The sequence below is a fragment of the Rhodoferax sediminis genome (genome assembly GCF_006970865.1).
Taxonomy (GTDB): domain Bacteria; phylum Pseudomonadota; class Gammaproteobacteria; order Burkholderiales; family Burkholderiaceae_C; genus Rhodoferax_A; species Rhodoferax_A sediminis.
This window is the reverse complement of record NZ_CP035503.1, coordinates 2,128,526-2,147,746: the sequence shown is the minus strand read 5'-3', so window position 1 is coordinate 2,147,746 and position 19,221 is coordinate 2,128,526. Positions and strand designations below refer to the sequence as shown.

The following is a 19,221-nucleotide window of genomic DNA, read 5'->3' as shown; positions in this document are numbered from 1 at the left end:
CTATTTGTATTTTATACGATGTATATTATGTTAAATTACAAAAATGAAGATTTATGAGCATTGCTTTGCTGTTGTCGGAACAACCTATCCCTGCCAACGCGATTACCTCCCTCTGCCCCTCAGCAACGCGTTTGAGTATCCTGGCGCGAGCCGATGGGGATTCTCATTCTTTCGATCGCTCCGACTTGCTCAATCGCCCTTGAGCTTCTTGACCAGGGCCGCCCCGGTGAGCAATTCCAGCTGCGCCTCCAGCCGGATAACCCGGCCCGTGAGGTCTTCGATCTTGTTCTGCTGATGCTTCATTGCCTCAACCAGGCGGTCGACCTTATCCTCCAGCTTGATCACGGAGGTAAAGGCTCCCCAAATCTTTTCCGTAACTCCCATCAGGCGGTCCTGCGTGCAGAGGCCTTTGCAGCCTTGGCTTCCATCGCTGCAATCCGGTTATTGCTGGCTTGGATGAAGCTCAAGGCGTCATCGATCGCCGCACCAGCGCGGTCAGCGGCTCCTTTGGCCGCGTCCGCGAGTGCGCCAAGTTCCGCGTCCGATTCGCTCGATTCGTAGGCGAACGCGCCGCGCCGCATCAATTCAGAAACCGGAATGTCCAGCTTCTTCGCCTTGGCGGCGATGATTCTCTTGTCCTGCGCCGTCGCCTGCACAACGATTCGCTCTACAGCTGCTGCCATTTGAACTGCTCCAACGGAGTTAATATGTACATGGACATTGTATGTACATACCGGCGACACGTCAACCTGGCGAAACTGCCATGCAAGCTGCGGCTGGAGGTTTCGCCGATAGACCGAGATCCCTAATGAGGGGACGGGATGCGCAAAACATCACCATTGACCCCGGGCTATCCCTATAATTCATCCATGCTGCACTGCAACATAAATGAAGCAGGCACCCGATCCGTTTAACCAGACCCAAGGAAATAGACATGAACAACACCGCTGAACAATTCATCGCCACCAGCAAAGCAAATGCGCAAGCACTCGAAGGCCTGGCGTCCCAGGCTCACGCCAGCATCGAAAAGCTGGTCGAGCTGAACGTGACCGCCTCCAAGGCTCTGCTGGGCGAGTCGTTCAGCCATGTCCAGGCCGTTCTGGGCGCCAAAGACGCCCAGGAGTTTCTGGCTTTGCAATCTGGCGCGCTCAAGCCGCTGGCTGAGAAATCTGTCGCCTACTTCCAGCACGTCCAGACCATTCTGGCCGCAGGCGGCGCAGAGTTTGCCAAGGCCGTAGAAGCCAAGACGGTTGAAGCGCAAAAGGCGTTCAACGGCGTGGTCGAAAACCTTGCAAAGAACGCTCCCGCTGGAACCGAATCCGCTGTTGCCGCTTTCAAGAGCGCGCTGACCGCGGGTCAGTCCGCCGTCGAGTCGGCACAGGCTTCGGCCAAGAAGGCAGTGGAAGCGGCCCAGTCGCAGTTCACGGCAGTGACCACGCAAGCCGTCGATGCGGTTAAAAAAGCCACGCAGGCAGCGTAAATAACAGGCTGCCTCGGGGTAGTGACAATCAGATGGCACCTACGGGTGCCATTTGTATTTTGGCGCTTGGTATGCTCTGCGTTTCTTGCCCAAAGCCCTCTCCACTCTCTTGACCATCATGAACACCCAGTTCCTCTGCGCCGCGGTCGTAGCGGCGTCCCTTCTACTTGCCGGCTGCAACAAGGCGCCCGGCACAGCGGGTGCCGACACCGCCGCGAAGGCGGCGTCTCAGCCCGTCTCCATTGCCGCCATCACGGCCGACGCCAAAGGTTTCACGGTGGGCGCGCCAATGAGCGCGCATACGGTCTACGTCTTCTTCGATGCCCAATGCCCGCACTGCGCGGAATTGTGGGACGCCGCAAAGCCGCTGGTACCCCAGGCGAAATTCGTCTGGATTCCTGTCGGCCTGCTGAACCCGGCGAGCACAGAGCAGGGCGCCGCCCTGCTCGCCGCCAAAGACCCGGCCACCGCGATGGATGCGCACGAAGCCTCGATGCGCGCCCATCAGGGCGGCATCACGGCCAGCGGTGACATGGACGCACAAAGGGCCGAGGTCAAGAAAAACACCGACTTGATGACCCGTTTCGGTTTTGGCTCCATTCCGACCATCGTCGGAACCAACGCCCAGACCGGCGCGCTGGTAACGCAGGAAGGCGCTTCCGGGACCGCGGCACTTGCAACGCTGCTGGGGTTGCAGATTCCCGCCGCGGCCCTCCCCGCCCCTGCCAACTAGGGGATCAGCGCCCCTCTTGCAGCAGCCGGGTCGCACTGGCTACCGCGTCCGCAACACTCCAGAACAGCCGGTTCTCGAAGAGGGCCGGCTCCATCTTCAGCAATAGTTGGCGCACCGGATCTTTCACCCGTGCCAGCAGCAGCGTTTTCCCGCGGCGTTCGAGCACGTGACACAGATCCACCAGGCATTCGGCCGCCGTGCTGTCCAGGTCCGCGCTTTGCTCCAGGCTGAGAATCAACACCATGAGGTCGCTGCGCGCCTCCAGCCGCGCCATGGTTTCAACCAGCACGCCTTCGGCACTGGCAAAGAAAAGCGGCTCCTCCGGGCGCAGGATCAGTATTTTGTCGCGGGGCCGGGCCTCCGGATGGCTATCACGATCGATGTAGTTGCGGGTCTGATCCAGCTCGGCCAGCTCCCTGACAATCGGCTGGCTGAACGCGCGGATGGCCGAGGCCAGCGACAGCGCAATGGCGATCAACATGCCATGCAACAGACCGAACGCGAGCACGGCGGCAACCGCCGCGAGCGCGACGTACTGATCCCGATTCACGCGCCAGAGGATCAGCAGCGGCCCCGGGCTCAATGCGTGCATCAGGGCGCTGATCACGGCGGCGGCAAGAACAGGTTGGGGGATATGCTCGATCAACGGCTTGCCAAACAGCACGAGCAACAGCACCGCCGCGGCGCAGACCACGGCCGCCCCCTTGCTTTGCGCCCCGGCCGCTTCATTGGCTGCGGTGACCGAAAAGCCGGCGCCAACGGGCATCCCCTGCAACAGGCCGGAAACCAGGTTTGACGTGCCGATGGCCCACAGCTCGCGGTTGGGCTCGATCGCATCGCCGTGGAGCAGTGCCATGCTGCGAACGCTGCCCCAGGATTCCGCAAAAACAATGACCAGCAGGCCGCCCGCCAACTCCGCAATGCGCAGCCAGCGGTCCATCGACAATTGCGGCAGCCCCACGGTGGGTAGCGTCAAGGCGATGGGCCCCACCGTTGCAACGTGCAGTTCGTTCAGATCCACCGCGTAGGCCAGGCCGATGCCCAGGGCCAGCACTGCGAGTGCCCCCGGCACTTTGGGCCGGCGCGCCAGTAGCAGCATCAGCGCGAGCGCCCCGCCGCCGACCGCCACGCTCCAGAGCGCCCAATGATTCGCCTGCGCCAGCAATTCAGCCAGCAGCCGGACAGGATTGTCGCCGCTGGCGTTGACGCCGACGTCGAAGCCCACCAGGACCGGCAACTGGTTGATGATGATGGTCAGCGCCAGCCCGAACGAAAATCCGTGCAGTACCGGGCGCGAAACGAAGGCCGACAAGCGGCCGAGCCGGGCACCGGCCACCAGCAGCAGGCCGACGCCGGTCATGATCACCAGTCCGACTGCCAATGCGGTGCTGTCGGCATCTCCGGTCGGGTTCAGCGAGAGCACCGCCGCAGCGAGTAAGGCCGCGGTCGATGACGTGGGCGCCACTACGGCGAAGCGGCTGCCGCCGACCATCGCGTAGCAAACCAGGCCCGCCAGCGCCGCAACGATGGCGTGTTGAATGCTGAGATGCGCGATGGCCGCATACGCGACGGCTTGCGGCAGCAAGATGCTGGCAACCGACAACCCCGCCACCGAATCAGCCGGGATCGAAGCGCGCAAGGGACGTGTCATCGGGCCGGGAAGATTCGGGATCAGCCGTTCAGGGCGTCATGACCAGGCGATGGCGGATCTCGGGCGGGTTCATCCGTAGCGGCCGATATTGCACGCCGGCCCACGCGGGGCTCATGTCGCGGTAGCGCCTGGAGAACACCAGCCCGCTCTGCCCCGTCTGGTAGATGAATTGTGAATTTTCCAGGTTGGACAAGTCGTACACAGCGCGCAGCGAGGCCGCGTGACGGCTCGCAAACGGCATCTTTTCTTCATTGGCCCAATACTGCCCCACGTTGATGGTGTAGGTGTCGCCGCCGGTCGGCACCGTGACGTCGAAGAAGCGCGCGAGCAGCGCCACGCTGCCAAACGGGCGGTGCGTGCTGATGGCCGGGTGCGCCTGGCCCCATTGCCATTTCGCCACGTCGGTGCCATACAAGGCCTGCAACCGATCGAGTGCGCGAGTCAGTGCGGCGCCAGATTGCGCCTGGCACGTCTGCGGTGCACACCACCAGGCGTCGTTGTGCAGCAGCACGTCTTCGACCGTGGTGCGGAAGTCGCGCTTGCCGTACATCGCCGCAAAGCGCGCCGGCCCCAGCCTGGGCGCAATCAGGCCGCGCGTGAGTTCGTCGGCCCATACCGCAAAAATCAGCGCCGCCGAACTGTCGGCGCGTATCGTGCTGTCGAAGGTTTTGAGCTGCTGCTGCGCCGCGCCGGCCAGGGGATGCGCCGATACCGTCTTTTGCAGATACGGCAGCAGTTTCTGCGTGGCCAGCGACAACTGGTCGCCCTGGATTTTCTGCAGGCTGGCCATGTCATGGAGGGGTGTGGCGGCCAGCAGTTGTTCGATGCGGTTGAAGCGGTACGGCACCACCCAGTCCTGGCCCATGAAGTACGGATAGCCGGGCGGCGTGATGCGCTGGTTGGCCGAGGCGTACCAGCCTTTGGCGTCGATCTGCGCGGCACCGGCCTGTGGTGTCTCGCTGGCGGGGATCCAGCCGGCCCAGTCGTATTTTGCGAGCCAGCCGGGCGACGGCGCCACGCCCATGATGTCGTTGTCGGGGCGGCGCAGCGGCACCTTGCCGACGGCCTTGTACGCCACGTTTCCGCCCACATCGGCCATCACCACGTTTTGCATGGGCGAGTGGTTGTCGGCGTAGGCCTTGAGCAGCTCGTCGACCGATCGGGCCTGGTTGGCCTTGACGCCGGCCTCCATGGTCCGGTTGTCGGCATCGAGCGCGCTCCAGCGCAGTGCCACCGCGTACTTGCCCAGATCCAGCAACCCCGCGTAGGCTTTCTGCGCGTCGCTGAGCACCGGGCCGTGGCGGGTCTCGCGCACCGCCAGCACGACGTCGGGCTGGTTCTTGACCTTGATGACTTCCTGCCGGGTCTGGAAGTCGGCCCAGACCAACTGGCCATCCACGTCCGGCGTACGGTATTGCTTTGGGTTGGCGGGGTTGATCTGCTCCAGGTACAGGTCCTGCACGTCCGGGCCGGTGTTGGTGAAGCCCCAGGCCACCTTGTCGGTACGGCCCAGCACCACGAACGGCAGGCCGGGCAGCGTGGCCCCGATCACGTTCAGTCCGGGCGCCTGCAGCGCAGCAAAATACCAGATGGCGGGCGCGCTCAAACCCAGGTGCGGGTCGTTGGCGAGCAGCGGTTTGCCGCTGGCGCTGTGCGTGCCGGCCACCACCCAGTTGTTGCTGCCCTTGCCTTCAACGGTACCGGCGCTCTGCGAAAAATCGGCAGCCCATTGTCGCAGGCCTGCCGAGAAGTTTGAATCAAAAAGGCCGTTGGCCCTTATAGAGTCTTGGCTTTCAGCTATTGATTTCGTAGTGGGTGGCGTCCCGGTGCGGTACACACCAAGGTCGGCATACAGCTCGGCCAGGTCCGTTTTGGAGGCCGGCGGCTCGCCGGGATAGGGCGGAAACAGTTGCCACAAATGCTCGGTGCTCAACACCTTGGCCGCCGATAACCGGGCGAACTCGGTGCCCCAGTTGCCGCCCAGATCGAGCGCCATCATGATCGACCAGCCCACGCTGTCCTCAGGCGTCCAGGCGGCCCCCGAGGTGCCGCCCGGACGAACCCCCAGGATCTGAAACTCGGGGCTCAATGCCTGCGAGGTGTTGGCGTAAAACGCGTTGATGCCGTCACTGTAGGCCTGCAGCGACTCTCTGGCCTCTGCCGGCAAGCCCGCCAGTTGGGCGCGGGCCGCACGCATGACACCGAGTGTGCGCAGCAGTTTGTCGGTGTCCAGCGTGGCCGGCCCCAGCACTTGCGACAACTCGCCGTGCATGACACGGCGATTGAACTCCAGCTGCCAGCCGCGCTCCTGCGCATGCACGTAGCCGAGCGCAAACCAGGCGTCGCGCGCCGATCGGGCCTTGATATGGGTCACATCGGAGCCATCGCGCTGCACCGTGACAGAGGCGGCCAGGCCGGGGGTTTTCAGCTCACCGTCCAATTGCGGAAAAGTCCGCCAGGCATAGATGCCCGCGGCCACGACCAGCAAAACCAACAACCCCAGCAGCGCCCAGGCCGAGCGTTTCAACCAGGTCATTTTGTCTCGCCTCCGGAAAGTGATCAAAGTCAGGTCAGGCCGGCGCGGTGCGCCAGGGCCACCACGCCAGCCGACAGATGGAAGGCAACGGTCGGCACCGTGAAGTCACTGAACGGTGCACCCAGCGCCATCTCGCCGGCGCCCAGCAGGACGCACTCCTGGCGGCGCAGGGGCAATTCGGTGGGTGCATCCGTGCCATTGGAGGTGAAGCGCACCCAGGTGCCGTAGCTGCTGATGTCCGCCAGCACGAACGCACCCTGGCGCCATTCGATTTTGGCGTGCAGGCGCGACACGCGCGGGTCGTTGATCACGAAATCGGCTTCGGCCACTCGCCCGATATGGATCGGCAAAGTCGATGCGTTGAATGAAGCATTGACATCCAGCCAGGACAAATCGATCTGGCCTGGCAGTGTGCCGCCGGGCGGCGCGGCGGCCTGCTCGAGCCCCCCTGCGATGGTCAGGAAATCGGTCGCCACTTCCGATTGCCATTCAATGCGGTAGATCACGCGGGCCTCGGTTTTACCCTTGAGGTTGATTGGCCCCAGGCTGCGAAACCGCACGTCTTTGGATAACAACTGCTGGATCACGGTGTCGGTTGCCCAGATCTGGCCGGCGCCCGACATGTCGCTCAGCCGCGAGGCCACGTTGACGGCATCGCCATAACAGTCGCCATTGACCTCGACAATTTCGCCGCACGCCACGCCCACCTGCAAGTGCATGTGCAGATTGGCGGGCCACGCTTTGATGCGTTTTTGGTGCACGCGCTGCATTTCAATCACCGCGGCGACCGCCCGGCCGCCTTCGGGAAACACGGCCAGCACGCCGTCCCCCAGCATCTTGACGACGCGGCCAGAATGGGCCTCGCACACCTGTCCAATCCAGTGCGTCAAGCGGGTAATGGCTTGCGTGGCTTTGGCATTGCCCAGCGTTTCGAAAACGCCGGTACTCCCGGTCAAATCAGCAAAAACGACAGTGGTTGGGGCATCCATGCAATGGATATTCGACTTAAAGGTTGTTACTAAAGTTAATGAGTTTAGGGCATTAAGGTTCGCTCAGGTTGTGTTGGGGATGGCGGGAATTCGAATCCCCCGCCATCCCTGAACCCCTGCTCTTGTGGCCATCACCTGACTGAGGATGGCCATACCACTTGCTACAGAATATCCCGGGTAAGCCAAAAGCATCAAGCTCCAGAAAGCACTTTCGGTGTATTTGTTAAATCCTTGATTTGATTGTTGTTTTTTTATAACCATATTGATGTCATTTTTCTTGCCTTCAGGGCCTTGTGAGCTTACTGTAGCGCCATTAAAAGAGACTTACTCAGTCGTTGGAGTAATGAATGCGTCAATTAGCGTTGAGATTTTTTAGCATGTATGGCCTGCTGGCACGACCTGCCTGGGCGTCAAAAACGGTCGCTGCCGGCCGCATGGAGAGTATCCGCCACGCCATGCTGGATGCCTTGGGCGAAACCGGGGATGACAGCTTTCCCCAAACCATGCGCAAACTGCGTTTTGCCCGTGACGTGCAGGGCCTGTGGTATTTGCGTGGCGAAATCATGGAAGCGCTGGCCAGTCTGCATGGCGAAGCCTCGGCCCAGCAGCAGGTCGAACATCTAAGTGTCCTGTTCCAGGGCCTGCTGCCCGGGGGGCTGTCTTCGCGGGTCAGCCCGCTCAAGCAACTCAACCACTGAATCGGAGCAGCGACGCCGGCAGGGCTCCCCCGCCTGCGCCCAACTCAATGGTGGTGCCCCCACAGCAAAAAGGCATCGCGCCCGTCGACGGCCAGCTCCACATGCGCGCCGACCGGCAGCAACACCTTGGTCGGTACATGGCCAAACGGTAAATTGGTGAGGACGGGTATTTTGACCTGGCTGCGCAGCCAATGCACGACCGTTTGAAGTTTGAAGCCTTTGTCGTGCGGCACCAGTTTGTACTCGGTGAACTGGCCCAGGACAATGGCCTTTTGAGCCCCCAGAATGCCTGCGTGCAACAGTTGCGTGAGCATGCGCTCGATGCTGTAGGGGTGTTCCGCCACATCTTCGAGAAACAAGATGCCGCCCTTGATCTGCGGCAGAAACGGCGTGCCCACCAGGGAGCTCAGCACGGCGAGGTTGCCGCCCCAAAGTGCCGCATGTTTCACGGTAAAAGAGTCGCTTGCCTTGGGTGGGCGTGATTTTTCAGCTACTGAAGTTGTAGCAACCGGGGCGGCTTCGCGCAATTGGCGCCAGCCTGCGCCCTCCCCCTGGCCGGTGATCATGTCGTCGAAACACGCCTCCATGATCTCGTCGGGGCCGAGGCTTTTGACGCCCCCGCAGCTATGGCCGTCCGCCTCATCCGCTTTGTCGGTCACACCAAAACCTTCGCACAGCGCCGGGCCCGCCCAGGTCACCTTGCCGGTCCTGGCCAGCACCGCCAGCTGCAGCGCGGTGAAGTCGCTCATGCCAACGAACTGCGTGCCCTTATCGATAGCCTTGCCGAGCGCCTTGTAGTTGATGCGCGGCAACAGGCGCGTGAGGCCATAACCGCCACGCGTGATGAGCGCGACATCCGCGCCGCTGGCCGCCGCCCGGTGGATGGCTGCCAGCCGGGTGTCGTCGTCACCGGCGAAGCGCTGGTGGCTGGCCAGCGCCGCCGCGTCGATCTCCACCTCATGGCCCAAGGTCTTGAGTCTGGCCACGCCGCGTTTGAAAGCCGCCTTGTCGCGTACGGCACCGGAGGGGGAATAAATGTAGATGTGTTTTTTCATGAAGACGCGATTATCGCGGCGCGAAATAATCGACCGCCGCCGCCGCAACCGGCTCGCCATGCTCCTGCACAAAGTGTCCGGCCTGTGCCAGCAGCAGGGGCTCGCCGCAGCCGCGAATCAGCCTTTGCAGGCCGCGCATCACCGGCAACCCCAGCACCGGATCCTGCTCGCCCACTGCCATGAAGGTCTTGCCGGTCCAGCGGTTCTGCCAGAACTCGCGGGCCTCGCGCGAAATGGCGGCACCATCGGAATCTTCGAACTCAGGCACCATCGGCGGGAAGGCGCGCAACGCGGCACGGTGGCCGCGGTCCGGGAACGGTGCGTTGTAGGCGGCGCATTCCCCGGCGCTCAGTTGCGGATTGCCGCGCGCGATCAAACGGGCCACGTCGAACTCGGGGTTTTTGGCGCACATCTCGCGCCACGCGACAAAACCAGGGCTGAGCGGCACGTCGCCCGTGCCCAGGGCGGTGTTCATCACCAGCAGGCCTTTGTATCGCCCAGGCGCTGCCAGCGGCAAGGTCAGACCCAACAGCCCGCCCCAGTCCTGCACCACCAGCACGATGTTTTGCAGGTCCAGCCGCTCGACAAATTCCAGCAACACCTGGCGGTGCCAGCTGAATGTGTGGGCGCCCTCCTTCTTCGGTTTGTCACTCCTGCCGAAGCCGATCAGGTCCGGCGCCACGACCCGGTACCCCTCTGCTGTAATCGCGGGAATCATCTTGCGGTACAGGTAGCTCCAGGTCGGGTTGCCGTGCAGACACAGCCAGGTCAGCGGCGCGTTGCCGGGACCCTCGTCCAGATAGTGCAGGCGCAGTCCGGCCAGCGCCGGCAGATCGCTCAGGTAGTGTGGTGCCCACGGATAGCCGGGCAGGCGCGCAAAGCGCTCATCGGGCGTGCGCAGCGCATCGTCGCGCAAGGGGTGGCTGGTTGCGGCATCGTCACGCATGGCTTGCCTCCTTCGTTGAAAAAAGTCCTGCAGCAGGGCGCCGCATTCGTCGGCCAGCACACCGCCCTGCACGCTGGTCTGATGATTGAGCTGCGCCTGTGCAAACAGGTTGACGACCGAGCCGGCCGCGCCCGTTTTGGGATCGCTCGCGCCGAACACCACGCGCTGGAGCCGCGCGTGCAGCATCGCGCCGGCGCACATGGCGCAGGGCTCCAGCGTGACGAACAACTCGCAGCCGTCAAGCCGATAGTTGCCCAGCGCCTGCGCCGCGGCGCGCAGCGCGTTGACCTCGGCGTGCGCGGTCGGGTCCTGCGAGTTCACCGGGGAGTTGCGGCCCGTGGCAATCACCTGCCCATCCCTGACCAGCACGGCACCCACCGGCACCTCGCCCGCGCTGGATGCCTCGCGGGCCTGCGCCAGCGCCAGTTGCATGAAAGTGGAGTCCGCCATCGGCACTATTGATTCGATAGCTGTAATCGCAGATCCCTTAAGGGCTACAGCCTTGTTTTGTTGTTAATTGTCGTCCGGTACGGGGCGCGCCTTTTGCATTGCCCCTTCGATCGCCTGCTTGTACTGCTGCTCGATCTGCCGGCTTTGCTGCCGGGCCGTGGCGGCCGGCGCCGCGTCGGGGCCAGCTGCGCCTTGCACCGCCGGCAGTTGCAACGCAGGTATTGCCTGCTGCGTGGCGGCCAGCTGCTTTTTCACCAGCACGCCCACGATGACCAGTGCGATCAGCAATCCGGCCAGGCCGAAAAAACCTCTCATGAACTCTCCCCGGCTTCGCCGGCGTGGGCTTTCATCCCGAGCCGGTCCATCCATTCGCCCAACGCCCGATCGTTCTCGCCACCCGCCGCATAAATTTCGTGCATCCGCGCAAATGCCTCGGGCCGGTGCTGGTTGAGCTTGAGCTTGCATTGCAAGTCGGTCACCTGCAGCTCAAATGCCACGATGCCGGCGAGCATCTTGAGCTGGAATTCGGGCGTCATCGCGCGCCACTGCTCGGCATACGCGGGCTCGTGGTCGCCGATCAGGGTCTTGAGCAGCGCATCTTTGCCCTTGGGATCGTCGATCAGCGTGGCCTGCACCGTGCAATGCACTGCCAGGTAATTCCAGGTTGGCACGCGCGCCAGATCGGGGTACACACTGGGCGACATGTAGGCATGCGGGCCGAGGAACGTGACCACCGCGGTCGGGCGCGCCTGCAGGTAGCGCCAATGGTTGTTGGGCTTGGCCACATGGCCCAGCAGCACGATCTGCCCGCCGCGCTCCACCAGATGCAGCGGCAGGTGCGTCACATACGGCAGACCGCTGTCGTCGTTGCTGATCAGACTGGCGAAGGGGTGGCTGCGCATGAGTGCCAGCGCATGGGCCCGGTCTTTGGCGTTGAATTGGGGAGGCATGTACATGGTGCGCTTACTTTAGCCCATGCCGGGCCGGCTCACCTGATCAGACGCGCAGCGGCCAGCGCGCAAGCGGCACATGGAGTCCCTGCCCGAGCAGGCTGTGCACGAGAACGAACTCGTGGACGCGCCATCCGATCGTCTCGACCGCCTGTTCGGCGACGTGGCGATCGTCGAACAGCAGTGTCACGTGGGGTGTGTACTGCGACTCCACCCAGCGCCCGAGCCCGGTCTTCTTCATCGCCTCGCCCAGCGTCTGCTGAAACGCCCTCAGTGCGGCGGCGCCGTCGCCTGCGCGCAGCACGAACGGCCGGTTGCGCGGCCGTCCGGAGAAACTCCCCGCGTGGTCGAACGCGACCTCGAAAGGCGACATCGCGACGGCTGCCGCAGCGTCGCCCGCAGCAGCGACCACGCTCTGCGGCAGCCCCACGTAGTCACCGAGGTGATGCAGCGTGATGTGAAAGCGCTCCGTCGCGAGCGGTCTGCCCTTCAACCCATGTTCGCCGCGCAGATGCTGTGCAAGCTGCGCGATACGCGCGGCGGCAGTAGCGTCCGGAAAGATAGCGAAGAACAACCTGTCCGTCGGCTGCGACGGAGCATCGAACCCGGGTAACGAAAGCTGCCCGGGCACGCCGGGAATTTGTCTGGACATAGCGAAACCCCGCGCCTCCCCCTACTCCCACTCGATCGTTGCCGGCGGCTTGCTGCTGACGTCGTAAGTCACGCGGTTGATGCCTCGCACCTCGTTGATGATGCGGCTGGACACCTTTTTGAGCAGCGCATAGGGCAGCTCGGCCCAGTCGGCGGTCATGAAGTCGCTGGTCTGCACGGCGCGCAGCGCGACCACGTAGTCGTAGGTGCGTCCGTCGCCCATGACGCCCACACTCTTGACCGGCAGGAACACGGCGAAGGCCTGGCTGGTCAGGTCGTACCAGCTTTTGCCGGTGGTCTCGTCCTTGAAATTGCGCAGTTCCTCGATGAAGATCGCATCGGCGCGGCGCAGCAGTTCGGCGTACTCCTTTTTGACTTCGCCCAGGATGCGCACACCCAGGCCCGGGCCGGGGAAGGGATGGCGGTACACCATGTCATGCGGCAAGCCCAGCGCCACACCCAGCTCGCGCACCTCGTCCTTGAACAGCTCGCGCAGCGGCTCCAGCAGCTTCAGGCCCAGTTGCTCGGGCAGGCCGCCCACGTTGTGGTGGCTCTTGATCGTGACGGCCTTCTTGCTTTTGGCGCCGCCGGACTCGATCACGTCGGGATAAATTGTCCCTTGGGCCAGCCATTTTGCTCCATTGTTTGTAGCGTCTGACGCCCGTAGCTTCTGGGCTTGCGCCTTGAACACCTCGACAAACTCGCGGCCGATGATCTTGCGCTTGGCCTCCGGCTCGCTCACACCCGCCAAGTGCCCGAGAAATTGCTCCGCGGCGTCAACCCGGATGACCTTGGCGTGCAGCTTGCCGACAAACATGTCCATCACCATGTCGCCCTCGTTCAGGCGCAGCAATCCGTGATCGACGAAAACGCAGGTGAGCTGGTCGCCGATGGCGCGGTGGATCAGAGCGGCCGCCACGGAGGAGTCAACGCCGCCGGACAGGCCCAGAATGACTTCCTCGCTACCGACCTGCGCGCGGATTTTCTCGACCGCCTCGTCGATGTAGTCGCCCATGATCCAGTCGGCCCGAGTACCGCAGATGTCCAGCACAAAGCGCTCCAGAATGGCCGCGCCGCGCTTGGTGTGTGTGACTTCAGGATGGAACTGCACACCGTAAAACCGGCGCTCTTCATCGGCCATGCCGGCAATCGGGCAGCTGTCGGTGGACGCCATGAGCTTGAACCCTGGTGGCAACTCGGTGACCTTGTCGCCGTGGCTCATCCACACCTGCAACATGCCGTGGCCCATCGAGGTCGTGTAATCCTGTATGCCCTCGAGGAGCTGGGTGTGGCCATGCGCCCGCACGTCAGCAGGGCCAAACTCGCGCTTGTGCCCGCTTTGCACGACGCCGCCCAACTGGTGCGCCATGGCCTGCATGCCGTAGCAAATGCCCAGCACAGGCACGCCCAGATCGAATACGGCTCGCGGCGCCTTGTCGGTGGTCTCCTCGTAGATGCTGGCGTGGCTGCCAGAGAGGATCACGCCTTTGAGCCGGCCGTCCTTCGCATACTCGTGCACCCACTCGTTGGTCACGTCGCAGGGGTGAACTTCACAAAAAACGTGGGCATCGCGCACACGCCGTGCAATGAGCTGGGTCACCTGCGAGCCGAAATCGAGGATGAGGATTTTTTGGTGCTGCATGAAGAAAAATCAGTCGGCGCGGTAGTTGGGGGCTTCTTTGGTGATCTGCACGTCGTGGACATGGCTCTCACGAATGCCGGCGGTGGTGATTTCCACGAACTCGGCCTTGTTTTTCATGTCCTCGATCGTGGCGCAACCGCAGTAACCCATGCTGGCGCGCACGCCGCCGGCCATCTGGTACACGATGGAGACCATCGAGCCCTTGTAGGGCACGCGGCCTTCAATGCCCTCGGGCACCAGCTTGTCCGCATTCGGGTTGCCGGTGGTAGCCTCCTGGAAGTAGCGGTCGGCGCTGCCCTGCTGCATGGCGCCAATGGAGCCCATGCCGCGATAGCTCTTGTAGCTGCGGCCCTGGAACAGGATCACCTCGCCGGGCGCCTCTTCGGTGCCGGCGAACACACCGCCCATCATCACGGTGCTCGCGCCCGCGGCAATCGCCTTGGCAATGTCCCCCGAATAGCGGATGCCGCCATCGGCGATCAAAGGCACGCCGCTGCCCTGCAAGGCCGTGGCCACGCTGTCGATCGCCATGATTTGCGGCACGCCCACGCCGGCCACGATGCGTGTGGTGCAGATGCTGCCGGGGCCGATACCGACCTTGACCGCATCGGCGCCGGCCTCGACCAGCGCCAGCGCCGCCGCGCCAGTGGCGATGTTGCCGCCGATCACATCCACCTGCGGGTAGTTGCGCTTGACCCAGCGTACGCGTTCGATCACGCCCCGGCTGTGGCCGTGCGCGGTGTCCACCACGATGGCATCGACGCCGGCCCTGACCAACGCTTCGACTCGTTCTTCCGTGCCCTCGCCCACCCCGACCGCTGCACCCACCCGCAGCTTGCCATGCGAGTCACGTGCGGCATTCGGAAAGCTGGTCTGCTTGGTGATGTCCTTGACGGTGATCAAACCCTTGAGTTCGAACGCGTCGTTCACCATCAGCAGCCGCTCCAGCTTGTATTTGTTGAGCAGCGCACGCGCTTCGGCGGCGGTCACGCCTTCCTTGACCGTGATCAGCTTGTCGCGCGGCGTCATGATTTCGCGCACGGGCACGTCGTAGCGCGTCTCGAAGCGCAAATCGCGGCTGGTGACGATACCCACCACCTTGCCGGCATCGCAGACCGGGAAGCCCGAGACACCGAGCTGCTCCGACAGGTCCATGACCTGGCGTACCGTGTGGCTGGGCGTGATCACCACCGGGTCTCGCAACACGCCAGATTCGTAGCGCTTGACCTTGGCCACCTGGGCGGCCTGCTCCTGCGCGGTGAAGTTCTTGTGCACGATGCCCATGCCGCCTTCCTGCGCGATGGCGATTGCCAGGCGGGCTTCCGTGACCGTGTCCATGGCGGCGGACACCAGGGGCAGGTTCAGGGATATGTTGCGGGAGAAACGGGTCGCGAGAGAGGTGTCCTTGGGCAGGACCTGGGAGAACGCTGGCACCAGCAACACATCGTCGAAGGTGAGCGCTTTTCCTAATAGGCGCATGAGAAAGCTCCAAAAAACGGATTGTACCCGTGCCTCTGGTACTTACCCTGAGCGGCCACAACCTGCAAGAATTGGCGAACTGCGGCTCCGCGAGATGCCAGTGGGAGGAATGCAACACAAAATTCGCGATGCCGGCGCTAAACTAGCCTGCATGAATTTGTCTAGAGTTTTCCTGTTCGGCGTGGCCTGCCTGATGTCGATATCGGCCATGGCGCAGTGGCAATGGATCGACAAGGATGGCCGCAAGGTGTTCAGTGACCGTCCTCCACCCACTGACACACCGGAAAAAAATATCCTGAAGCAGCCCGTCGGGCGGAGCCAGGCGGCCAAATTGCCCACCGCTGCGATTGCACCCACCATCGACGCAGGCACTGCGGCGCCCCAGACGGCAGGCATCGCGCCCAAGCTCAGTGGCAAGGACAAGGAACTCGAGGAGAAGAAAAAACAGGCCGAAGACGCGCAAGCGGCCAAGAAAAAGGCCGAGGAACAAAAGATAGCCCAGGCCAAAGCCGACAACTGCGCACGCGCCAGGCAATCCAAAGCCACCCTGGACTCCGGCGTTCGCATTGCCCGCACCAATGACAAGGGCGAACGCGAAATCATGGACGACACCGCGCGAGCCGCTGAAACCCAACGGGTTCAGTCCATCATCAACTCGGATTGCAATTGAGCGGCCGTTGCCCAACAGGGCGCCTGATTCAGTAGCCCGACTTGGCGCCGGCGCGTTTCGTGGCAAACAGCCCGGCCGCCTTGGCACCTTGCTTGCGAAAGCGTTCCCGCCGCGCCACCTTGGGATCCACCGCGAGCGGCCGGTAAATTTCGACCCGATCGTGCTCACGCAGCGGCTGGCTCAGGCTGGCCTTGCGACTCCAGACCCCGACATTGGCATGCGCCAGATCAATTTCGGGAAATGCCTGCAGCACACCGCTTGCCTGCAAGGCCTGCAAGACACTGGCACCGTCGTCGAGCGTGACCCACTCCTCATGGGTGTGGCGTGGTTCACCGGAATACACGATACTGACACGAATCGTCATGGCGCTACCCGTAAACCTGTCCGGCCCGCTTGACGAAGGCATCCACCAGGCTACCCGCAATTTTGTCGAACACGGGCCCCACCAACGCCGCTAGGGCGGCATTGTCGAAGCCGTAGTTGAGTGTGAAGTCGACCCGACAGGCCCGCTCGCTGCCCGCCCCAAGCGGGATGAAATTCCACTGGCCATCAAGCCTGGAAAACGGCCCCTTGATCAGTTTCATGCCGACCTGGCGCCCCGGCACATGGTCATTGCGGGTGATGAAGACCTGACGGATGCCGCCGAACGAAATGCCTACCTCGGCCGTCATGCCCGCCTGATCGAACTCGACCACGGCGGCATGGTCGCACCAGGGCAGGAACTGCGGATACCGCGCCACATCCGTGACCAGAGCGAACATTTCTTCAGGGCTGTACCAGATCAGGACGGACTTGTGGACGGTTTTCATAGAATGCAAGGCTCGCGGAATTGTAGACAAGCCTTGGGCGCCCTCTTACAAGCCTGCTTTTCAACCCCATCTGGACTCCATGGCCAAGAAACCCGATACCGCTGCACAAAAACCGACCCGGATTGCCGACAACAAGAAAGCTGCGTACAACTACTTCTTCGAGGAGCGCTTCGAGGCCGGCATGGTGCTGGAAGGCTGGGAGGTGAAATCGCTGCGCGAGGGCAAGGTGCAGCTGACCGATGGCTACGTGGTGATCCGCGACGGCGAACTGTATGTGATTGGCTGCCAGATCAACCCGCTGGGCAGCGCCTCCACCCACATCAGCCCTGACAAGGTGCGCACCAAGAAACTGCTGATGCACAAGGAAGAGATCAAGCGGCTGATTGGCAAGGTGGAGCAAAAGGGCTACACCCTGGTGCCGCTCAACCTGCACTGGAAGGCTGGCAAGGTCAAATGCGAAATTGCACTGGCCAAGGGCAAGGCCGAGCACGACAAGCGCGACACCATCAAGGACCGTGAGGGCAAACGCGAGGTCGAACGCGCCATGAAGGTGCGGCATCGTTGAAACAACGCTGAAATAAATGCAGCAGCCATGGAATAAAGCCGCATGCCGAAGCGTTGATGTGGTTGCAGACCTTTTTTCTGCTCCCGCAACCCAATGGAGAACCCCATGAAACTGATACCCGCCGCCGCCCTCGCCGCCGCCCTGCTTGCAGGCTGTGCTTCCATGTACGCCCAAACGCCCGCCAAGGTGGCCGATGGCGTGCTGGTCGGCCCCAACGACATGACGCTCTACACTTTCGACAAGGATACGGCAGGCAGCGGCAAGTCCGCCTGCAATGGAGGCTGCGCGACCAACTGGCCGCCATTCACGGCCAGCAGCAGCGACAAGGCATCGGGCGATTACACGATGATCACCCGTGACGACGGCAAGATGCAGTGGGCTGTGAAGGGCAAACCGCTGTATTACTGGTCCAAGGACGCCAAGCCCGGTGACAAGACCGGCGATGGCTTTCTGAAACTGTGGCACGCCGCCACACCGTAAGAGTCGGCGCGACAGCCGCAGTCCTCCATGGATCACCGCTCCGAGCTGGTTGCCCAGATCCCCGGCCTGCGGCGCTATGCACGCGTGCTGACTGGGGATGCCTGGGCTGCGGACGACCTGGTGCAGGACACGCTGGAGCGCGCCTGCAGCAAGTGGCGCCTGTGGACGGCGGGCTCGAATCTGCGGGCCTGGCTGTTCACCCTGATGCACAACCAGTTTGTCAGCCAGCTGCGGCGCAGCGCGCGGCAATCCGCCGCGGGAGTCCGGGTCGACGTGGACAATGCGGGCCACGAACTGCAGGCCAGCGGTGCGGCAACGGACCTCGCGCTCGACATCGAGCGCTGCCTGCTGCGCCTGCCCGAGGAGCAGCGGGTGGTGCTGTTGCTGGTCAGCGTAGAAGACCTGCGCTATGACGAAGTCGCGAGGATCACCGGCGTGCCGTTGGGCACCGTGATGTCGCGCCTGTCGCGCGCGCGCAGCCGCCTGCGCGAATTGATGGAGGGCCGGCCCGACATAGCCAGCAACCCGCCTGTGCTGCGCCGGCTCAAATAATGCCCTCGGACCACCCCATGGATACCCCAAATTACACCCCGGTCACCGAGGACGAGCTGCATGCCCTGCTGGATGGGCAACTCACCGGGGCCAAGCAGGCAGCACTGCAGGCGCGGCTGGCACAGGATCCCGCCGCCCACGCCACGCTGGTGGCCTGGCGCGCCCAGCGCGAGGCTCTGCGCAGCCTGCACGGATCGTTGCGCGACGAGGCCATACCGCCCATCCTGCTGGCGGCCGCGCAACGCGCTGCCGGTGCACGGTACCAACTCGATCACTGGTGGCGTCTGGGTGGCATGGCCGCCGGCGTCGTGCTCGCATTTGGCGTGGGCTGGCTGGCGCATGGCGGCTACGACCATGCCCAGGCGCTACGGCCCGGAGTGGTGCAAGCGCTGGACAAGGCCCGGGCCGGCCAGGAATTTGCACATCAGGCCGCCGTAGCCCATGCCGTCTATGCGCCCGAGGTGCGCCACCCCGTCGAAGTGACGGCGGCGCAGCAGGAGCATCTGGTGCAATGGCTGTCCAAACGCCTGGGCAAGCCCTTGAAGATCCCCGACCTGTCGGCGCAGGGCTATGCGCTGGTGGGTGGACGCCTGCTGCCCGGCGACGACGGCGCGCGCGCCCAGTTCATGTTCCAGAACACGAGCGGCGAGCGCGTGACCTTGTACCTGGGGGCCGTGACGCACGACGCGACCAACGCACACGCCACAGGAGAGCCTGCCAACGGGCGCGGTGAAACCGCATTTCGCTTCTCGACCGATGGCCCGGTACCCCGCTTTTACTGGATTGACCAGGGCTTTGGTTATGCGCTGGCCGGCCAGCTGCCGCGCGAGAGTCTGATGAAACTGGCTGACGCGGTCTACCAGCAGCTTGAGCCGGCCCGCTGAG

Annotated in this window: 23 protein-coding genes; 8 read left to right on the top strand and 15 right to left on the bottom strand. The window is 63.3% G+C overall.

The genetic code is table 11. The features are described 5' to 3' along the window. Positions 1-189 precede the first annotated feature (189 nt). Together EUB48_RS10355 and EUB48_RS10350 are read right to left on the bottom strand one after the other, a co-directional pair. Positions 190-384 (bottom strand): hypothetical protein, encoded by a 195-nt coding sequence (locus tag EUB48_RS10355; protein ID WP_142818871.1) that lies wholly within the window; start codon positions 382-384, stop codon positions 190-192. Continuing rightward, entirely contained in the window at positions 384-656 is a 273-nt protein-coding gene (locus tag EUB48_RS10350) for a hypothetical protein (RefSeq protein WP_244618398.1), read from the bottom strand. The genes EUB48_RS10355 and EUB48_RS10350 overlap by 1 nt, the downstream gene beginning before the upstream one ends. Before the next feature lie 278 nt (positions 657-934). On the opposite strand from EUB48_RS10350, the gene EUB48_RS10345 reads away from it, so the two are divergent. Both EUB48_RS10345 and EUB48_RS10340 read left to right on the top strand, forming a co-directional pair. After that, on the top strand, positions 935-1,480 hold the full coding sequence (locus tag EUB48_RS10345; RefSeq protein WP_142818866.1) for a phasin family protein: 546 nt from the start codon (positions 935-937) through the stop codon (positions 1,478-1,480). A gap of 118 nt (positions 1,481-1,598) precedes the next feature. After that, entirely contained in the window at positions 1,599-2,213 is a 615-nt protein-coding gene (locus EUB48_RS10340; RefSeq protein WP_142818864.1) for a thioredoxin fold domain-containing protein, read from the top strand. A 4-nt stretch (positions 2,214-2,217) separates the two neighbouring features. Here EUB48_RS10340 and EUB48_RS10335 read toward each other — a convergent pair whose 3' ends face one another. The 4 genes from EUB48_RS10335 to EUB48_RS10320 form a co-directional block, all read right to left on the bottom strand. Further along, positions 2,218-3,864: a SulP family inorganic anion transporter gene (locus EUB48_RS10335; RefSeq protein WP_142818861.1), complete on the bottom strand. Its 1,647-nt coding sequence runs from the start codon at positions 3,862-3,864 to the stop codon at positions 2,218-2,220. 28 nt (positions 3,865-3,892) lie between these two features. Continuing rightward, positions 3,893-6,400, bottom strand: coding sequence for a penicillin acylase family protein (locus tag EUB48_RS10330; RefSeq protein ID WP_142818859.1), 2,508 nt, complete (start codon positions 6,398-6,400; stop codon positions 3,893-3,895). Positions 6,401-6,429: 29 nt separating this feature from the next. Continuing rightward, complete coding sequence (locus EUB48_RS10325; protein ID WP_142818857.1) at positions 6,430-7,389, bottom strand: adenylate/guanylate cyclase domain-containing protein; 960 nt, start codon at positions 7,387-7,389, stop codon at positions 6,430-6,432. A 63-nt stretch (positions 7,390-7,452) separates the two neighbouring features. Beyond that, positions 7,453-7,650 carry a hypothetical protein gene (locus EUB48_RS10320; protein ID WP_142818854.1) on the bottom strand — a complete coding sequence of 66 codons (198 nt, stop codon included), beginning with the start codon at positions 7,648-7,650 and terminating at the stop codon, positions 7,453-7,455. 116 nt (positions 7,651-7,766) lie between these two features. Here EUB48_RS10320 and EUB48_RS10315 point away from each other — a divergent pair, with 116 nt between their 5' ends. Further along, positions 7,767-8,087, top strand: coding sequence for a hypothetical protein (locus EUB48_RS10315; protein WP_142818852.1), 321 nt, complete (start codon positions 7,767-7,769; stop codon positions 8,085-8,087). Between the two features lie 44 nt (positions 8,088-8,131). Here EUB48_RS10315 and EUB48_RS10310 read toward each other — a convergent pair whose 3' ends face one another. The 7 genes from EUB48_RS10310 to guaB all read right to left on the bottom strand — a co-directional run bounded on the left by EUB48_RS10310 (position 8,132) and on the right by guaB (position 15,260). Next, positions 8,132-9,142, bottom strand: coding sequence for an LD-carboxypeptidase (locus tag EUB48_RS10310; protein WP_142818850.1), 1,011 nt, complete (start codon positions 9,140-9,142; stop codon positions 8,132-8,134). A gap of 10 nt (positions 9,143-9,152) precedes the next feature. Next, positions 9,153-10,538, bottom strand: a complete 1,386-nt coding sequence (gene tadA / locus EUB48_RS10305) for a tRNA adenosine(34) deaminase TadA (protein WP_142818848.1) — start codon at positions 10,536-10,538, stop codon at positions 9,153-9,155. A gap of 63 nt (positions 10,539-10,601) precedes the next feature. Beyond that, positions 10,602-10,853 (bottom strand): hypothetical protein, encoded by a 252-nt coding sequence (locus tag EUB48_RS10300; protein WP_142818846.1) that lies wholly within the window; start codon positions 10,851-10,853, stop codon positions 10,602-10,604. After that, positions 10,850-11,494 carry an FMN-binding negative transcriptional regulator gene (locus tag EUB48_RS10295; RefSeq protein ID WP_142818844.1) on the bottom strand — a complete coding sequence of 215 codons (645 nt, stop codon included), beginning with the start codon at positions 11,492-11,494 and terminating at the stop codon, positions 10,850-10,852. Before EUB48_RS10295 ends, EUB48_RS10300 begins: the two co-directional genes overlap by 4 nt. 40 nt (positions 11,495-11,534) lie before the next feature. Then, positions 11,535-12,140: an RNA 2',3'-cyclic phosphodiesterase gene (gene thpR, locus EUB48_RS10290; RefSeq protein ID WP_168226735.1), complete on the bottom strand. Its 606-nt coding sequence runs from the start codon at positions 12,138-12,140 to the stop codon at positions 11,535-11,537. Positions 12,141-12,161: 21 nt separating this feature from the next. After that, the gene (guaA, locus tag EUB48_RS10285; protein WP_142818842.1) at positions 12,162-13,781 is read right to left on the bottom strand and encodes a glutamine-hydrolyzing GMP synthase; all 1,620 of its coding nucleotides are present in this window, start codon (positions 13,779-13,781) and stop codon (positions 12,162-12,164) included. 9 nt (positions 13,782-13,790) lie between these two features. Beyond that, complete coding sequence (gene guaB / locus EUB48_RS10280; RefSeq protein ID WP_142818840.1) at positions 13,791-15,260, bottom strand: IMP dehydrogenase; 1,470 nt, start codon at positions 15,258-15,260, stop codon at positions 13,791-13,793. Positions 15,261-15,411: 151 nt separating this feature from the next. Between guaB and EUB48_RS10275 the strand changes: the two genes are divergently transcribed. After that, a complete protein-coding gene (locus EUB48_RS10275; RefSeq protein WP_142821196.1) occupies positions 15,412-15,930 on the top strand; it encodes a DUF4124 domain-containing protein in 519 nt (172 codons plus the stop codon). A 28-nt stretch (positions 15,931-15,958) separates the two neighbouring features. Here EUB48_RS10275 and EUB48_RS10270 read toward each other — a convergent pair whose 3' ends face one another. Further along, positions 15,959-16,294, bottom strand: a complete 336-nt coding sequence (locus EUB48_RS10270; protein WP_142818838.1) for an RnfH family protein — start codon at positions 16,292-16,294, stop codon at positions 15,959-15,961. Positions 16,295-16,298: 4 nt separating this feature from the next. Next, the gene (locus EUB48_RS10265) at positions 16,299-16,739 is read right to left on the bottom strand and encodes a type II toxin-antitoxin system RatA family toxin (protein ID WP_142818836.1); all 441 of its coding nucleotides are present in this window, start codon (positions 16,737-16,739) and stop codon (positions 16,299-16,301) included. A 79-nt stretch (positions 16,740-16,818) separates the two neighbouring features. Between EUB48_RS10265 and smpB the strand changes: the two genes are divergently transcribed. The 4 genes from smpB (at position 16,819) to EUB48_RS10245 (ending at position 19,220) form a co-directional block, all read left to right on the top strand. Then, positions 16,819-17,304, top strand: coding sequence for an SsrA-binding protein SmpB (gene smpB, locus EUB48_RS10260; RefSeq protein WP_142818834.1), 486 nt, complete (start codon positions 16,819-16,821; stop codon positions 17,302-17,304). A gap of 105 nt (positions 17,305-17,409) precedes the next feature. Beyond that, positions 17,410-17,784 (top strand): COG4315 family predicted lipoprotein, encoded by a 375-nt coding sequence (locus EUB48_RS10255; protein ID WP_142818832.1) that lies wholly within the window; start codon positions 17,410-17,412, stop codon positions 17,782-17,784. Positions 17,785-17,811: 27 nt separating this feature from the next. After that, the gene (locus tag EUB48_RS10250; protein ID WP_142818830.1) at positions 17,812-18,336 is read left to right on the top strand and encodes a sigma-70 family RNA polymerase sigma factor; all 525 of its coding nucleotides are present in this window, start codon (positions 17,812-17,814) and stop codon (positions 18,334-18,336) included. A 17-nt stretch (positions 18,337-18,353) separates the two neighbouring features. Beyond that, on the top strand, positions 18,354-19,220 hold the full coding sequence (locus tag EUB48_RS10245; RefSeq protein ID WP_142818828.1) for an anti-sigma factor family protein: 867 nt from the start codon (positions 18,354-18,356) through the stop codon (positions 19,218-19,220). Position 19,221 lies beyond the last annotated feature (1 nt).

Coding starts and splice junctions, on each gene's coding strand:
- EUB48_RS10245 (WP_142818828.1), top strand. CDS start 18,354: ATGGATACCCCAAATTACACCCCGGTCACCGAGGACGAGCTGCATGCC.
- EUB48_RS10250 (WP_142818830.1), top strand. CDS start 17,812: ATGGATCACCGCTCCGAGCTGGTTGCCCAGATCCCCGGCCTGCGGCGC.
- EUB48_RS10270 (WP_142818838.1), bottom strand. CDS start 16,294: ATGACGATTCGTGTCAGTATCGTGTATTCCGGTGAACCACGCCACACC.
- EUB48_RS10355 (WP_142818871.1), bottom strand. CDS start 384: ATGGGAGTTACGGAAAAGATTTGGGGAGCCTTTACCTCCGTGATCAAG.
- guaA (WP_142818842.1), bottom strand. CDS start 13,781: ATGCAGCACCAAAAAATCCTCATCCTCGATTTCGGCTCGCAGGTGACC.
- guaB (WP_142818840.1), bottom strand. CDS start 15,260: ATGCGCCTATTAGGAAAAGCGCTCACCTTCGACGATGTGTTGCTGGTG.
- EUB48_RS10340 (WP_142818864.1), top strand. CDS start 1,599: ATGAACACCCAGTTCCTCTGCGCCGCGGTCGTAGCGGCGTCCCTTCTA.
- thpR (WP_168226735.1), bottom strand. CDS start 12,140: ATGTCCAGACAAATTCCCGGCGTGCCCGGGCAGCTTTCGTTACCCGGG.
- EUB48_RS10325 (WP_142818857.1), bottom strand. CDS start 7,389: ATGGATGCCCCAACCACTGTCGTTTTTGCTGATTTGACCGGGAGTACC.
- EUB48_RS10310 (WP_142818850.1), bottom strand. CDS start 9,142: ATGAAAAAACACATCTACATTTATTCCCCCTCCGGTGCCGTACGCGAC.
- EUB48_RS10295 (WP_142818844.1), bottom strand. CDS start 11,494: ATGTACATGCCTCCCCAATTCAACGCCAAAGACCGGGCCCATGCGCTG.
- EUB48_RS10255 (WP_142818832.1), top strand. CDS start 17,410: ATGAAACTGATACCCGCCGCCGCCCTCGCCGCCGCCCTGCTTGCAGGC.
- EUB48_RS10335 (WP_142818861.1), bottom strand. CDS start 3,864: ATGACACGTCCCTTGCGCGCTTCGATCCCGGCTGATTCGGTGGCGGGG.
- tadA (WP_142818848.1), bottom strand. CDS start 10,538: ATGGCGGACTCCACTTTCATGCAACTGGCGCTGGCGCAGGCCCGCGAG.
- EUB48_RS10300 (WP_142818846.1), bottom strand. CDS start 10,853: ATGAGAGGTTTTTTCGGCCTGGCCGGATTGCTGATCGCACTGGTCATC.
- EUB48_RS10265 (WP_142818836.1), bottom strand. CDS start 16,739: ATGAAAACCGTCCACAAGTCCGTCCTGATCTGGTACAGCCCTGAAGAA.
- EUB48_RS10345 (WP_142818866.1), top strand. CDS start 935: ATGAACAACACCGCTGAACAATTCATCGCCACCAGCAAAGCAAATGCG.
- EUB48_RS10275 (WP_142821196.1), top strand. CDS start 15,412: ATGAATTTGTCTAGAGTTTTCCTGTTCGGCGTGGCCTGCCTGATGTCG.
- smpB (WP_142818834.1), top strand. CDS start 16,819: ATGGCCAAGAAACCCGATACCGCTGCACAAAAACCGACCCGGATTGCC.
- EUB48_RS10320 (WP_142818854.1), bottom strand. CDS start 7,650: ATGGTTATAAAAAAACAACAATCAAATCAAGGATTTAACAAATACACC.
- EUB48_RS10330 (WP_142818859.1), bottom strand. CDS start 6,400: ATGACCTGGTTGAAACGCTCGGCCTGGGCGCTGCTGGGGTTGTTGGTT.
- EUB48_RS10315 (WP_142818852.1), top strand. CDS start 7,767: ATGTATGGCCTGCTGGCACGACCTGCCTGGGCGTCAAAAACGGTCGCT.